Below are 13003 nucleotides of genomic sequence, written 5' to 3'. Positions count from 1 at the left end.
ATCGAGCTTAGCTATTTTCCTATTAAAAAATAGAGCTTCCTAATGGCTTGATTACGGGAGCTCCTTCATTCGACTTTTTTAATTCTCCAAATCAATACTCGCTGAGAAGACGCATAATGAAAAAGGAGTTTTTCCTTGCTAATACTATCAGGTAAGAATGGAATGAGGGTATAAAAACCTTCTACAGCCGCCTTTGCATCGTGCACTTTCCACTGCTTATGATGAATGTCACCCCTAAATAGCACCCCTTTTTTTATAGTCCATAAATGGTATCTTTCCAGCAGCCAAAAAGAAAGACTATCATTTCCCGGGTAATAATACGTCGAAATGGGTCGATAACTCCCTTTGAAGGAAGCTTCAGTACTACCTTTGCGGACACTTTTGTAGTGAAAGTCATCTTCTCTCCCTTCATTCATCGTCATATTGGCATAATAGTATGGAAGTGTTGCTAATCTGGCACCTAATATAGCAAGGATTTTATCAGCATCGAGACTAAAAAAGTAGATGCCAGAAAGGCCGTTGCACCTTACATAAGTCCGTACATTTAATTCTAAGTATGATTTCAAATAAGGAATGGATGGCAGGTTTCGCAGGCGCATATCACTAACCATAAAAGGAATAATTGTGATCCAAGCCTGGCCCTCGAACGTATCTACTTCTAATTCTTTCGGAATATGTTGTGCCAATACTTCTTTGGGAACCGGCAAATGCATGAACAATAAATGCTCCCATTTCTGTGTCATAACCCAGGGGCCGCGGGGTAACGGGGAAACACGGTGCTGTATGCTTTCCAGGATGTTCTTATACATCACTATTCTCCTAACGCTTATGTATAGATACATATATTTTGGGCGGAAGGTTCAAAGTTTATTCTTGAAGCTTCCGCCCTATAAGCATTACTTTTTTCTTTTAGGTCTGGAATTATCTTCACGCTGTGGACTGATATCGCGCTCTGGATCGTTCTTTTTCAACCTTTGTTCCGCTGAATCCTCACTGTTTTGATGTTCTTTATTTTCAGACATCCTTCCACTCCTTTTCGCAAAAAATGGATTAGTTATTACTTTGTCCCTTAGAAACTTCGCTTACGATATCTCCGGCGATTTGACCAGCGTTCTCCACTCCTAAATCGCCGAGTGTAACAACACCATTAACAGCTTCATCTTCTACTACCAACAGGCGTTTGACCTGGTGATCCTGCATTAAGCGGGCAGCTTCCTCTACTTCCATATCAGGGTAGCCTGTGATCACGTTCTCTGTCATAATGTCTTCAGCTTTCACATTCTCCGCAGAACCTTTAGCTAATCCTTTTACGACGATATCACGATCTGTTACAACCCCAGCATATTTTTCGTTTTCTACGACTGGAATAAACCCAACATTCTTTTCTTCCATCTGCTGAGCTAAAGTATTCAAATCATCGGAAGCCTTACTACATTCAATAGTGGGGCTCATATATTCTTTCAAGATAGCCATTCATGATCATCCTTTCTTGTAATAAAGTATTAAGGTTGACCCTTATTCATTAGTTTGGATTTAAAAAAAATTTTTAAAAATGCCTGGATGAAGACTCTTTCTTCACCCAGGCATTTACACACTTTATCAAATCATTAAGAAACTTTTACCCAATGAGCGGCTTCATTACTAGATGGAGAAGGGGGGAATTGCTCTCCTTCCTCTACCTTGACTTCCGTGTCATCTTGATTAGAAGATCCACCGCTGACTAAACTCTCCACCTTGTACTTCCCGCTTTCTGGTGCTTTTTCACCTGTTTTGTACGTTTGATTGTTAGCCATCTTACTCCACCTCCGTTGTAAATTTGGAAAAGAAATCAGCTGATCTCTCTTCTACAAGACTCATTCCCGGCACTCACATGAATAAACGCATTTAACCTAATATTAACAATCCGTAAATAAATTGTAATTTTCACGGCAAACAAACTAAAAAAGACTGGCTCCAGGTTGCAGCCAGTCTCCTTGCTCTATTATTCATCCAGTAGAGGCGTTCCCGGTCAGATGCTTTTCCTTAAATCTTTCACTTCAGTTTTTAACTTTTCCGTGTCATAGCGATCGCCAACATTTCTTTTCATGACGACGGCCAGAATAGTCAGGACGATGATAAGTCCTGCCAGAACAAGCAAGTTTACAGGTTTAAATGCCAGGAGCCCTGAGCCGAATACGCCTAACATAATAGAACTAGGCAGCATCCCTACTAATGTTGCTATTAGATGTTTAGACCCCTCCACTCGTGTCTTTGCACAAATATAAGTCAGCAAATCAAAATTAATCGCAGGCAGGAGGCGAAGCATTAATACTGCTTTAAATTGCTGTTTCTCGACATCTTCTTTCAACCGTCTCAGGTTCTCTCTGCCTTGTCCTTCGATATTAATTTCCTTGGCGAATCTCCTTAACACGTAGAACGAGACCGCAGTACTCAGAACCATCCCCACTAGGATATATACCGTTCCCCAATAAGGACCGAACGTTACTCCACACGTAACGGCAATAACCGAAAATGGAAACAAGGTGAATGGTCGAATCAGAAATAATATCATGAAAACAAGGGGTCCCCACGCCCCTAACGCCTCTGTCCAGCTTTTAATATCTATCGGCTGAATATGGAAATAAAATTTATTCAAAAGTAATAAGAACCCAGCTACCCCTAGAAGTATAGCGATTTTAATGATAAAGCTTTTAAATTTACTACTGTTCAATGTGAATACCTTCTATCCGCGATTTCTTCCGCTTTAATTTCAATTATACAAAAAAGACACCTTTTCTGGTGCCTTATTATAGGAAAGTATATGTTTCGTTCACCAAAAAAGTGCAGGCAAGTCGTACCCTCAATTGACCTAACCCGTGTACTTCTTGAGCAAGATTTTCCTCTAGCCTACCACACCTAAGAAAAAAAGTCTTTTCCCCCGCTTCTTCTGCCATAAACCACTCATACCTCCATCGTCAACTAGCTTGGAGCGTTTACGGAAGAACGTTTTTACGATATTCTTATCCCTACATTGACCTTCCCTTTATTCCTTACGATTAAAGGAATCTATCAAAAAGGAGAATTAGAATGTCTCTTATCGCTATAATCTGGCCGCTACTCCTCATAACGGGGATCTCCGCCGTCTTAGCGGCACAATTTAAGCCGGTTGTTATGATAGCTATTCTTTCCGTTACATTGATTGGATGCACCACTACGTCGGAAGAACCAGCAAACACAGCTGAGCATACTTACCAAAACAATGATGAGGATCCGAATCACAAGGATAAACAAAACCCTAAGCCTAACGAAAGCTCAAATGATATGTCTACTCAATCAAACGCCACCGTCACCCGGGTAGTGGACGGCGATACACTTGAAGTGACTATGAATGGAAAAACCGAAGACGTTCGGCTGCTGTTGATCGACACGCCTGAAACCGTGCACCCCTCCAAGCCTGTCCAGCCGTTCGGACCTGAAGCCTCTCAGTTTGTAAAAGAAAAACTCACCGGGGAAAAAGTTAGAATTGAAGTTGGTAAAGAAGAACGCGACCACTACGGACGGCTGCTCGCCTATGTGTATTTTAATGGGGAAACGATCCAGGAAAAACTTTTGCAAAAAGGACTCGCACGGACTGCCTACCTGTACAATGACCTCACGATGCTCGACGAGTTTCACGAAGCCCAGAAGCCTGCAAGGACCGCAAAAATTGGGGTATGGTCGATTCCTGGCTACGCCCATGTGGATCACAACCATGGGTATCACTATCAGGAAGCATCTTCGGAAAAAGAAAAAGCAGAGCCGAACTCAGACTTGAACTACGATCCCGATGGACCAGATCGCGATTGTGGAGATTTTACTACACAGCAGCAAGCACAGAACTTTTTTGAAGCTGCTGGAGGTCCTTCTTCTGATCCCCACCGTTTAGACGGAGAGGGTGACGGCCTGGTTTGTGAAGGATTGTAAATTATGAAAAAGGTCAGTACCCCGCTGTAGGCAAAACTTGCGGTCCTGACCTCTTCTAATTAATACGGGATAGGAGTGAGGTCTTTTTTAAGATACAGAGGATGACGAGGGTGTTTGCCGTTTTTCGTTTTTTTAATACAGTGAAGGTTATATTTTTGTAGCATTTGAAGAACCTCTACTTTTCTATTTCTTATAGAAGTGTATTTTTCTCCCCACGCCAAAACGATCGTCTTCGATTTCTTAGCAGCCTCACGGATGTATCGATCAGTATCGACTCCTATAGGATCCTTATGTGTGAGAAGTATTTCCGGACTTTTCGAAACAAGGGCAAACAAATTGACGATATACATACCTCCATATCCCCACCTTTTCGTGTAATTAACACATCTGTTTAATGTAGAATCACATATGTCAGCATCAGCGGTGCTAGGGTTGAGCATCACGAACGTTATGTTGGCTTTGGCTTTACTCTCACCGAAAGTGCACTCCAATAAATATCTGTAATTCGACGTTTCGTCAAAAATGACATGTACTTGTTCATCCTCCCTCCAATAACGATCACCCATTTTCATTTAGCCCCCTGCCTAGCATTGATTTTGGCACCAAAATCTCATGCCAGTATTCAGTGTATGCAAGAGATCAATCATACATTTCTGAATCAGCCCCTTTTCCTATTACGGAGAAACCAAAGCGGCAACAGCATGTTCGAGTCGATTGATCATGTATAATGGATGGTACAAAACTTAGTAAGTTCAAGATAAGATGGAGGTGTTTACGGTAGATCAACTATACTTCACATTACAAGATGATAGAGTTCAACACTTGTCACAGACCGATCCAAAGTTACACCGTTTGATGAAGAAAATTGACGTGATTGAAATTCCGTTAAAGAGGGATTATTATCAATCCGTAGTGAAACAGATCGTTGGTCAGCAGCTCTCCCTGAAAGCAGCGCACACGATTAATACAAGACTCGAAAACATCTGGCCAGGCCTACAACCAGGATTATTAAACGACCTTAGTGACGAACAAATAAATAGTGTCGGAGTTTCTAGACCGAAAATCAGATACATTAGGGAATTAACTCAAAAATATTTAACTAAGGAAGTGGATTTCTCCCATATTCACTCCCTCGAAGATGAAGAAGTCATCCAGACCTTAACCAGCATAAAAGGTATTGGTAAATGGACAGCCGAAATGTTTCTCATCTTTGCACTGGGACGGTTGAATGTGCTGTCTTATGGGGATGTTAGTATCCAGAATTCGATCAGATGGCTCTATGAGATCGACAAGGACGAACCCCTGAATTTAGATTATTTTCACGAAAAATGGTCACCCTTTAACTCTGTAGTTTCTTTGTATCTATGGGAAGCCATTAATTCAGGGATGGTTAAAAATCCTCCACCTAAAGAGTAATTTGGACAGAAACGTAAACCGTTTTTAAGGATTGCAGTAAGATATTCTCGATAATCTGTTTTATATCCATAAAAAATGAGGTATAATAAATATAGAGAATCATACAATAAAAAAAGACTGAACGGTGCTGTCAACACCATTCAGCCTGAGTGTAATAGCCCTTCAAGGGGGCGGCTCACATTAAAGTGTCAAAATAACCACCCTAAATGCTTGCTAGGCGTAAGGGTGGTTATTTTTTGTTTGACAATATCGCAACAATTAAGGTTGCAAATGAGATCATAAGAAACAAAGCCTCAAATACTGTCATCAGGCATCACCCCCTTTCTAAAAAGGGAAATGAGCCACCACCCATGAAATAGCCTTATTACACTGTCCTATGATTATATCAAAATTTTCTGTACAATTGGACATTTCTAATAGAGATCTTTCAAACTATTAAGCCTCCGGTAAAATTCCGGAGGCTTTTTTAATAGGAATAGGATGATCAGATTATACAGGACTATTTTGCTGAAGAAAAATGTGTTTCGTAATTTGGTTTAGGTGACAGTAAAGAGAAAATAGCAGCAAGCAACGGGAGCAAAATCATTACCCACAGGATTTCCTGATAACCTCCGAACCAATCATAAAACAAACCAAACGGAAGAGGTCCAAACGCCGATCCTAACACCATCACCGTTTGAGCAACTCCCTTAATACTTCCTAAATGTTCTCTTCCAAAATAATTTGGCCAAACAATGCTGAGCACAATGCGCTCAAACCCATTAACCACTCCCCAAACCACACCATACAGCATGGCCATGGTCCAAGAATTTACTTGCAAGAGAATGAGCAAAATTGCGATATGACCAACAAATCTGATAGCTAGCACATAATGCACGGAGACCCGATCAACTAGATACCCTACAAGAAAAGTGACTGGAAATCCGATCAGGGCCATCATAGATAGGACAAGGGCTGCGACCGAATCCGACAATCCTTTCCCTTCAGCAATAGAGACAAGGTGGAAAGTCACCCCTGTATTGACTAAGGCAGGCACACTCACACAAAATAAAATCATCCAAAACGCTCTCGTGTTCATAGCTTCCTTCAAGGTCCAACTTTTTTCATTAATTTCGACGTTAAGATGTTCCTCTCCATCTTGAACTGCACGTTTGGGCGTCCCATCAGGCACTTCCCCTATATCCTTCGGTTGATTGCGAACAAATATGAAAGCTAAGGGAACAAAAACGACAAGCAGAGAGATTCCCCACGTCGTCCACGTTGTCCTCCATCCAAACATATCAATCATCCACGTATTTAAGGGCGGTAGTAAAGCAGAACTTGCAAACCCCCCAATCGCCATCACACTTAAGGCTCTCCCTCTTTTTCCGATAAACCATTGAGGAACTAAAGTATTCGGAATAAGCGTTAGCGATCCCTGCCCGAATAACCGAAGCATAAAGAATCCTATAAACATCATGACCGCGCCAGTCAGAAAGGCATTCCAAAAACAAGCGACAGCCAGTAATATCCCGGCTGCAGTCATCATCACTCGCTGCCCAGCCGATCAACCAGCCTCCCTACCAGGAAAAGTGTTAAGCCTGCACATAATGTAGCTGTTGAATATAAGCCCGACACAAGTGATCTGGAATAATTAAAATCGCCTATATTATAATGTTCGATAAAGATTGAAATGGAGTACGTTTGCCCTGGGCCAGAAAAAAACATGCTTAACCCTGCAGCAAATACAACCATCCACCCGTAATAAAAAGGGGTACCTATAGGTGCTTGATTGTTTCTGTTACTTACCATTGTTACCGCACCATCTCCACAAAATGGGCAAGAATTTTTCCGGTCAGCCCCCAAATCACTTTATCTTCATAAATATAGAAATACTCATCGATTTGCCTTGTACGCCAATCGTAATCCTCTCCGCCGACAATGAGGTCAAACGGGAAGTCATCCTCCGGTTTCGCCTCAAAGTCCACCTTGTGAATTTGCGGCTTGGTCTCCATAAAGAATGAAAGAGGAACTGTGAAGTAGTCTTCCACTTCCGCCAGGTTCAACTTAATCGATTCAGGGTCATGAATAAACCCTGTATAAGGATAGACGATCATCCCAAACGGGGAAACCATGTAGTCCAATGGAAAAATATCTGAAATATCCGCTTCATCGATTCCTAATTCTTCACTCGTCTCCCTTAGGGCAGCGGCTTCCTCGGAGGTATCCTGCCGGTCAATTCTTCCTCCTGGGAAACAAATATCTCCTGGCTGTCTGCGAAGCTGCCTGGAACGAACTTCAAACAGCACATGCGTTTCGTTATCTTTTTGAACCAAGGGTAATAAAATAGCAAACTTAGCAAAATTTCGACTGCCAAGAATAGTAGGGGTATGTTGTTGTACTCTGTCTAGGATCATTTTTGCATCCATATTTTCACCTCAAACTTCTTTCTTTTACTATAACAGGTTGTCAGGGAAAACTCGTCCAAATTGATTCGACCTGCTCCTGTTTGTCTAGTGTTCCATATAATCAGAATATGTAGGTTACTTATAAAACATGTGCCCCGTACTCTGAATGATCCCCTTCGTAAGCTTGATCTCCTTTTTTGAGAGGTGCCGTCGGTTGATAACTTTTTTAAAAGGACAGCAAACCTTCTAGTTTAATAGTCAATTCATATAAGATAAACTAATAGTAAGAAATTTCACACTATTAATGAAAGAAACTACTGAAAGGGAGGAATTTTGCATGAAAGAACAGTCAAGTCCACCAGTACAATCAGAATCCGTGAAAAAGGTTCATGAAACAATTGATGAGTTATGGAACGAAGCCCATCTCTTTTTAAAAACCCTCGGCTCCTACCAGAGCACACTAGGAAATGAGCAAGAGGTTCAAGCATTTATCCAGAATCATCTAAGGGAGATGAATATGGAAACAACGTCATTTGAACCAGACCCTGAGGTGCTGTCTTCCTATAAAAATTTCGGCCATCCAGAGTGGTCGTATAAAGGGCGCCCAGTTGTGGTAGGAGAATGGAAAAGTGATCAGCCTAAAACCGGTAAAAGCCTTATCCTCCAGGGTCATATTGATGTCGTCAGTGCTGAACCCGAACATCTTTGGGAGCATGACCCTTTTTCACCAGTAACCATCGACGACCGCATGTATGGCCGTGGAGTGCTGGACATGAAAGGCGGCGTAGCCTCAATGATCTATGCTGTTAAAGCTCTTCAGCAGTCCGGAATTCAACTGGGAGCGGACCTTCAAATTCAAACCGTTATTGAAGAAGAATGCACTGGTAATGGCGCTTTAGCTTTGCTGGACGCGGGGTTCACGGCTGATGGAGCACTGATCCCAGAACCGACAGCGCATCGTGCCATTAAAGGACAAGTAGGCGTTCTCTGGGTGAGAGTCACCGTTCAAGGGGCAGGCGCCCACGTTGAGCGGGCAGAGAAAGCTCATAATGCCATTAACAAAGCCGCTTATTTAATTCAGTCCCTTGACGAATATAGAGAGTATATTAATGCTCGACCTAAACATAGTGATTTTACCGACCATCCTCACCCGTTAAACGTAAACACCGGCGTCATTCAAGGGGGAGATTGGGCTTCAAATGTTCCTTCTGAATGTACGTTCGAAGCTCGAGTAGGCTTCTATCCCGACCAGAATCCAGCTGAGATCCAAGCGGAAGTCAGAGACTGGATCTTGGCAGCTGCCGAAAAAGATGACTGGCTGCGGGAAACCCCGCCAGACGTATCTTTTTACGGATTTAGCGCACCAGGATTCTCCACCTCCACGGACAATGACCTATTCAACAGTCTTGCGGAAGGTCATAGACTCACGACCAATCAAGAGTTAGAATCTATTGCCTTTACCGCTACTACTGATATTCGTGCCTTTGAAGAGTTCGGAATTCCAGCAACTTGTTATGGACCAACCGGCGCTAACATGCATGGACCGAATGAATATGTTGATTTAACAAGCCTGAAAACGACGACAAAAACAATTGCTGCGTTTATTTTGCAATGGTGTCAAGAAAAAGAGAATTAATCCAAAAGATAAAAGCCCTGTACCTGAAGGAGTGCAGGGCTATTTTTTAGAGTCAGTCTCTTACTCTACCAGAGTGGTTCTTCTTCATTGGATAATTCAATGGGTAAACTCCCGCCAGTACGAATAGCAATCCAACCAGGATAAAAAGCACAGCAAGTGGACGGTCAAGGCTTCAAATACACTCATGGCCTCACACCCTTTTTTCTCTGACATGGGGCTAGCCGACACCCTATTCAATTTGGACAACTATCTATAATATACCATATACACGAGTTGCATTACTTAAAAAAACTGTATTTTAGAACTTGTAAAACCGTTGCTATATAAGGGTTTGTGGCGTTACAGCTTCTTCCCTATTGCTAATACATCCAAAAAGATCCCGGCTATGGGATCATAATCGAGATCTTTTAGTAGAAAAGTGTTCCTACTTCCCTTCAATATACGCATATTTGTACGTATAATCCGGACTCATTGGATTCGCTGTAACATTTTTCACATAAGGTTTCTGAAGCTGGGCCATTGCACGTTGGTACAAAGGTACAAGGACTGCATCTTCCTGAATAAGCATTTTCTCAGCCTTAAGGAATGTTTCAAATCGTTTCACAGGTTTCTTAGCCAATTCTGTACCTGCCTTTTCTATTAAAGCATCATATTCTTCACTAGCATAGCCAGTTTTGTTGCTTCCGCCGCCAGTCATCCATATATTTAAGAAGGTATTCGGGTCCATGTAATCTGGAGCCCAGCCAGTACTTTGGATGTCATAATCCATAGTTTCATCACGATCCAGCTTGACTTGAAAAGGAAGACTCTCGACGTTAATTGTCAGCCCTTCCAGTTGTTCAAACTGATCTTTAATATAGGCATCAATTTTCTGGGATACTTCAGTGTCTCCCCCAATATAACCTAACTCTACCTGTTCAACACCTAATTCTTCCTTTGCTTTAGCCCACAGTTCTTGTGCTTTTTCTAAATTTGATTCTACTAGCGGGCCATTTACTTCACGGAAATCCTCGCCCGTTTTCGGATGCTTGGCGAAGTTTGCCGGGACTACTCCGCCCGTAGAAATCGAACCATTATTTAAAATTACATCCACCATACTTTTGCGGTTAACAGCGAGCTGTAGGGCTTTCCGTGCATTGACGTTAGACAGAATTTCATTCTCTTGATTTAATTTCAGATAAAACTACAGTCGGCTCTTCAATTGTCCGGAATTCTTCCGAAGTACGGTATTCATCAACGAATTCTGAAGTTAAGTTCACTCTGTCCACTTTACCTGTTTCGTATAAATTAACGGCAGATGCCGTTTCTTTAACGATGCTCACGTTGATTTGCTTAAGCTTAACTTTGTCGGCATCCCAGTAATCTTCATTTTTCTTCAGTACAAATTTCTGACCATGGTCCCATTCAGCCAGTTTAAAGGGTCCGTTTGAAAGGACTGTGGCTGCTTCAAGACCATACTCCTCTCCATGCTTTTCAACAAACTCTTGATTTAATGGAAGGAACGTACCGAACGTTGTCATCGATTCAAAGTAAGGTGTCGGTTTTTCAAGCGTTACCTTTAATGTATAATCATCTACAGCTTTAACCCCAAGTTCTTTAACAGGGGCTTCCCCTTTGGAAATCGCTGTGGCATTTTTAATCACGCCACCCATCATGTAGGGTCCGTACTCAGATCCCGTATCTGGATTAACGGCACGCTGCCACGCAAATACAAAATCATGCGCTGTTACTGGATCACCATTTGACCATGTCGCATCATCACGCAGTGTAAACGTCCAAGTTAGACCATCTTCACTCACGGTATGGTCTGTAGCAATTCCCGGCTCTGGTTCGGCGCCTTCTCCCAAGCGATACAAGCCATCTGTCGTTGTCGCCAGCCATTGCATGGTTACAGCATCAGCAGCTAAAGATGAATCCATCGTTGGTATTTCCGCGCTTTCTATGATATTTAAAACTTGTTCACTGTCAGCAGCCCCTTTGGTATCTTCGGCTTCACTGCTGCCTGAACTCGCTTCTTCTTTACCACTATTGCACGCTCCCAGAATCATGGTCAGCACTAACAACATCGCCAACCACAACCACTTTGCTTTCATCATGAAAAACCCCCCAAAGATATTTATCTACCAAAATTAATTATACTAATTTTCCAACTATTTTAATAGATCCCATTCGTCCATAAGTTGATTACCAGTATCATTCAAATAGATTATAATGGCAGCCTGATCATTTCCTGCCCAGCTCTAAGTAGATGTTTTGCCCGCCCGAAAACCATGATAAGATGAAGGTAATCAGGAAGTGAAGGAGCCACAGGTATGAGCCATTCATCAAGTCAATTAAACGGATTTTCAGATGGACCGGAGTCACCAGAAGGCCTGGCTGATCGAATCGCAGAGATTCTTGGCTGTCCTGTCACCATTGAAGACCCTAACCACCGCATCGTTTCTTATAGTAAGCATGAACATAATGTAGATGAGGCGAGAACGGCTACCATCATGAGGCGCAAGGTTCCAGAACGTGTCATTAATGGATTGTGGAAGCACGGAATTATGTCCAAGTTATTCGCAAGCGGAGAACCAATAGTGGTCAAAGCGATCGACGAAATCGGTCTGGGAAATCGGATTGCTGTTTCAGTTCGAAAAAATAAAGATGTGCTTGGATTTATTTGGGCGCAGGCGAATGAGGTAAGGATTACCGAACATCATTTACAGTTGATCAAGGACGCCTCCAAGCTGGTCAGTCGCCATCTGCTTCATCATCAAGTGAAAAAAAGAAAGTCAGAAGAAAATCAGAAGGAATTTTTCTGGCAGCTTCTGACAGGCACTCTTCATTATAAGCCGGAAATTATTCGCCATGCCAAACGTTTTGGAACAAAATTAACCGGACAGCTTTGTGTGGCCGTATTTGAATTCGATGAGAATATGAATCAATCCGTTGAACGGCACGCCTACTACTTGACGGAAACCCTTCAACAAACACGGATCGTCAGCCGAATTTTTGACGAAAATCAGTTGATCTTACTGGTGCGATCAGATGAGGAAGAAGATGCTGCTCGTATCTGTCATGCCTTTATTCATGATTTCACCCAAAAAATGAAGGAACGCTTGCAATTCGAAGACGTAAAAGGATCATTCGGGATTATTTACGACTCCCCAGAACACGTGAGTGACAGCTATAGGCAAGCATTGAAAGTACTCGAGTTGAAAGAACAATTCACTAAGGACCTGCAGCACGTGTCCAGTTATCAGGAACTTGGCATCTATCAATTTATAAATGAGTTAGCCTCCCTTCGCAGCCGCGAGCAGTATCGGAATGATTTTCTTGAAAAGTTGTACGACTATGACCGCAGGAACAAGTCTGAACTTGTCGGAACGCTGAAAGTTTTTCTAGACTGCAACAGCAACGTTCATAAGGCTGCCGAAGATATGCACATTCATACCAATACATTGAATTATCGACTAAAAAGGATTAAAGAGATCGGCTCGATTGATTTAAAAGATCCTAATCAGAAAACCACCTTATATTTAGATTTACTCATTCATGAAATGGAAAGGGATGATTTGTGATTTTACACAAACCATCTCTTTTATTTTGTGTAATCTTCCTAAATCAAAAAACGAGAACG

16 protein-coding genes are annotated in these 13003 nt (G+C 42.1%); 4 read left to right on the top strand and 12 right to left on the bottom strand.

Annotation, left to right across the window (positions count from 1 at the left end; translation table 11 throughout):
- Positions 1–65: 65 nt before the first annotated feature.
- From P9989_RS03830 to P9989_RS03810, 5 genes are all read right to left on the bottom strand, one after another.
- Positions 66–809 carry a YqjF family protein gene (locus tag P9989_RS03830; protein WP_283077498.1) on the bottom strand — a complete coding sequence of 248 codons (744 nt, stop codon included), beginning with the start codon at positions 807–809 and terminating at the stop codon, positions 66–68.
- A gap of 87 nt (positions 810–896) precedes the next feature.
- Positions 897–1022, bottom strand: a complete 126-nt coding sequence (locus P9989_RS03825) for a hypothetical protein (RefSeq protein ID WP_283077497.1) — start codon at positions 1020–1022, stop codon at positions 897–899.
- Positions 1023–1050: 28 nt separating this feature from the next.
- Entirely contained in the window at positions 1051–1473 is a 423-nt protein-coding gene (locus P9989_RS03820) for a CBS domain-containing protein (RefSeq protein WP_283077496.1), read from the bottom strand.
- 134 nt (positions 1474–1607) lie between these two features.
- Positions 1608–1793: a YjzC family protein gene (locus P9989_RS03815; protein WP_283077495.1), complete on the bottom strand. Its 186-nt coding sequence runs from the start codon at positions 1791–1793 to the stop codon at positions 1608–1610.
- Positions 1794–2008: 215 nt separating this feature from the next.
- Positions 2009–2710: a TVP38/TMEM64 family protein gene (locus tag P9989_RS03810; protein WP_283077494.1), complete on the bottom strand. Its 702-nt coding sequence runs from the start codon at positions 2708–2710 to the stop codon at positions 2009–2011.
- A gap of 356 nt (positions 2711–3066) precedes the next feature.
- Here P9989_RS03810 and P9989_RS03805 point away from each other — a divergent pair, with 356 nt between their 5' ends.
- Complete coding sequence (locus tag P9989_RS03805) at positions 3067–3942, top strand: thermonuclease family protein (RefSeq protein ID WP_283077493.1); 876 nt, start codon at positions 3067–3069, stop codon at positions 3940–3942.
- A gap of 59 nt (positions 3943–4001) precedes the next feature.
- Here P9989_RS03805 and P9989_RS03800 read toward each other — a convergent pair whose 3' ends face one another.
- Positions 4002–4508, bottom strand: a complete 507-nt coding sequence (locus P9989_RS03800; protein ID WP_283077492.1) for a DUF1643 domain-containing protein — start codon at positions 4506–4508, stop codon at positions 4002–4004.
- A 196-nt stretch (positions 4509–4704) separates the two neighbouring features.
- Here P9989_RS03800 and P9989_RS03795 point away from each other — a divergent pair, with 196 nt between their 5' ends.
- Entirely contained in the window at positions 4705–5358 is a 654-nt protein-coding gene (locus P9989_RS03795) for a DNA-3-methyladenine glycosylase family protein (protein WP_283077491.1), read from the top strand.
- 229 nt (positions 5359–5587) lie between these two features.
- Here the strand turns inward: P9989_RS03795 and P9989_RS21630 are convergent, their stop codons facing one another.
- The 4 genes from P9989_RS21630 to P9989_RS03785 all read right to left on the bottom strand — a co-directional run bounded on the left by P9989_RS21630 (position 5588) and on the right by P9989_RS03785 (position 7766).
- Positions 5588–5638, bottom strand: coding sequence for a hypothetical protein (locus P9989_RS21630; protein WP_428841950.1), 51 nt, complete (start codon positions 5636–5638; stop codon positions 5588–5590).
- Positions 5639–5857: 219 nt separating this feature from the next.
- Positions 5858–6886: an MFS transporter gene (locus tag P9989_RS03790; protein ID WP_346274902.1), complete on the bottom strand. Its 1029-nt coding sequence runs from the start codon at positions 6884–6886 to the stop codon at positions 5858–5860.
- Positions 6886–7149 (bottom strand): hypothetical protein, encoded by a 264-nt coding sequence (locus P9989_RS21590; protein ID WP_346274887.1) that lies wholly within the window; start codon positions 7147–7149, stop codon positions 6886–6888. The genes P9989_RS03790 and P9989_RS21590 overlap by 1 nt, the downstream gene beginning before the upstream one ends.
- Before the next feature lie 2 nt (positions 7150–7151).
- Positions 7152–7766 (bottom strand): NUDIX hydrolase, encoded by a 615-nt coding sequence (locus tag P9989_RS03785; RefSeq protein WP_283077490.1) that lies wholly within the window; start codon positions 7764–7766, stop codon positions 7152–7154.
- Positions 7767–8082: 316 nt separating this feature from the next.
- On the opposite strand from P9989_RS03785, the gene P9989_RS03780 reads away from it, so the two are divergent.
- On the top strand, positions 8083–9381 hold the full coding sequence (locus tag P9989_RS03780) for an ArgE/DapE family deacylase (RefSeq protein ID WP_283077489.1): 1299 nt from the start codon (positions 8083–8085) through the stop codon (positions 9379–9381).
- Positions 9382–9805: 424 nt separating this feature from the next.
- Here the strand turns inward: P9989_RS03780 and P9989_RS21585 are convergent, their stop codons facing one another.
- Positions 9806–10531: an ABC transporter substrate-binding protein gene (locus tag P9989_RS21585; protein ID WP_346274901.1), complete on the bottom strand. Its 726-nt coding sequence runs from the start codon at positions 10529–10531 to the stop codon at positions 9806–9808.
- Between the two features lie 4 nt (positions 10532–10535).
- Positions 10536–11477 (bottom strand): peptide ABC transporter substrate-binding protein, encoded by a 942-nt coding sequence (locus tag P9989_RS21580; RefSeq protein WP_346274886.1) that lies wholly within the window; start codon positions 11475–11477, stop codon positions 10536–10538.
- A gap of 216 nt (positions 11478–11693) precedes the next feature.
- Here P9989_RS21580 and P9989_RS03770 point away from each other — a divergent pair, with 216 nt between their 5' ends.
- On the top strand, positions 11694–12944 hold the full coding sequence (locus P9989_RS03770; protein ID WP_283077488.1) for a PucR family transcriptional regulator: 1251 nt from the start codon (positions 11694–11696) through the stop codon (positions 12942–12944).
- Positions 12945–13003: the final 59 nt, after the last annotated feature.

Origin of the sequence: Halobacillus naozhouensis (assembly GCF_029714185.1) — a bacterium.
Taxonomy (GTDB): Bacteria; Bacillota; Bacilli; order Bacillales; family Halobacillaceae; genus Halobacillus_A; species Halobacillus_A naozhouensis.
The sequence above is the reverse complement of the archived record's forward strand: the minus strand, read 5'-3'. Positions and strand labels throughout refer to the sequence as shown.

Bases quoted from the DNA above. Each gene is read 5' to 3' on its own strand.
- P9989_RS03815 (WP_283077495.1), bottom strand. From the start codon at position 1,793: ATGGCTAACAATCAAACGTACAAAACAGGTGAAAAAGCACCAGAAAGC.
- P9989_RS03800 (WP_283077492.1), bottom strand. From the start codon at position 4,508: ATGGGTGATCGTTATTGGAGGGAGGATGAACAAGTACATGTCATTTTT.
- P9989_RS21580 (WP_346274886.1), bottom strand. From the start codon at position 11,477: ATGATGAAAGCAAAGTGGTTGTGGTTGGCGATGTTGTTAGTGCTGACC.
- P9989_RS03830 (WP_283077498.1), bottom strand. From the start codon at position 809: ATGTATAAGAACATCCTGGAAAGCATACAGCACCGTGTTTCCCCGTTA.
- P9989_RS03790 (WP_346274902.1), bottom strand. From the start codon at position 6,886: ATGATGACTGCAGCCGGGATATTACTGGCTGTCGCTTGTTTTTGGAAT.
- P9989_RS03795 (WP_283077491.1), top strand. From the start codon at position 4,705: ATGGAGGTGTTTACGGTAGATCAACTATACTTCACATTACAAGATGAT.
- P9989_RS03825 (WP_283077497.1), bottom strand. From the start codon at position 1,022: ATGTCTGAAAATAAAGAACATCAAAACAGTGAGGATTCAGCGGAACAA.
- P9989_RS03820 (WP_283077496.1), bottom strand. From the start codon at position 1,473: ATGGCTATCTTGAAAGAATATATGAGCCCCACTATTGAATGTAGTAAG.
- P9989_RS03805 (WP_283077493.1), top strand. From the start codon at position 3,067: ATGTCTCTTATCGCTATAATCTGGCCGCTACTCCTCATAACGGGGATC.
- P9989_RS03785 (WP_283077490.1), bottom strand. From the start codon at position 7,766: ATGGATGCAAAAATGATCCTAGACAGAGTACAACAACATACCCCTACT.
- P9989_RS03780 (WP_283077489.1), top strand. From the start codon at position 8,083: ATGAAAGAACAGTCAAGTCCACCAGTACAATCAGAATCCGTGAAAAAG.
- P9989_RS21590 (WP_346274887.1), bottom strand. From the start codon at position 7,149: ATGGTAAGTAACAGAAACAATCAAGCACCTATAGGTACCCCTTTTTAT.
- P9989_RS03770 (WP_283077488.1), top strand. From the start codon at position 11,694: ATGAGCCATTCATCAAGTCAATTAAACGGATTTTCAGATGGACCGGAG.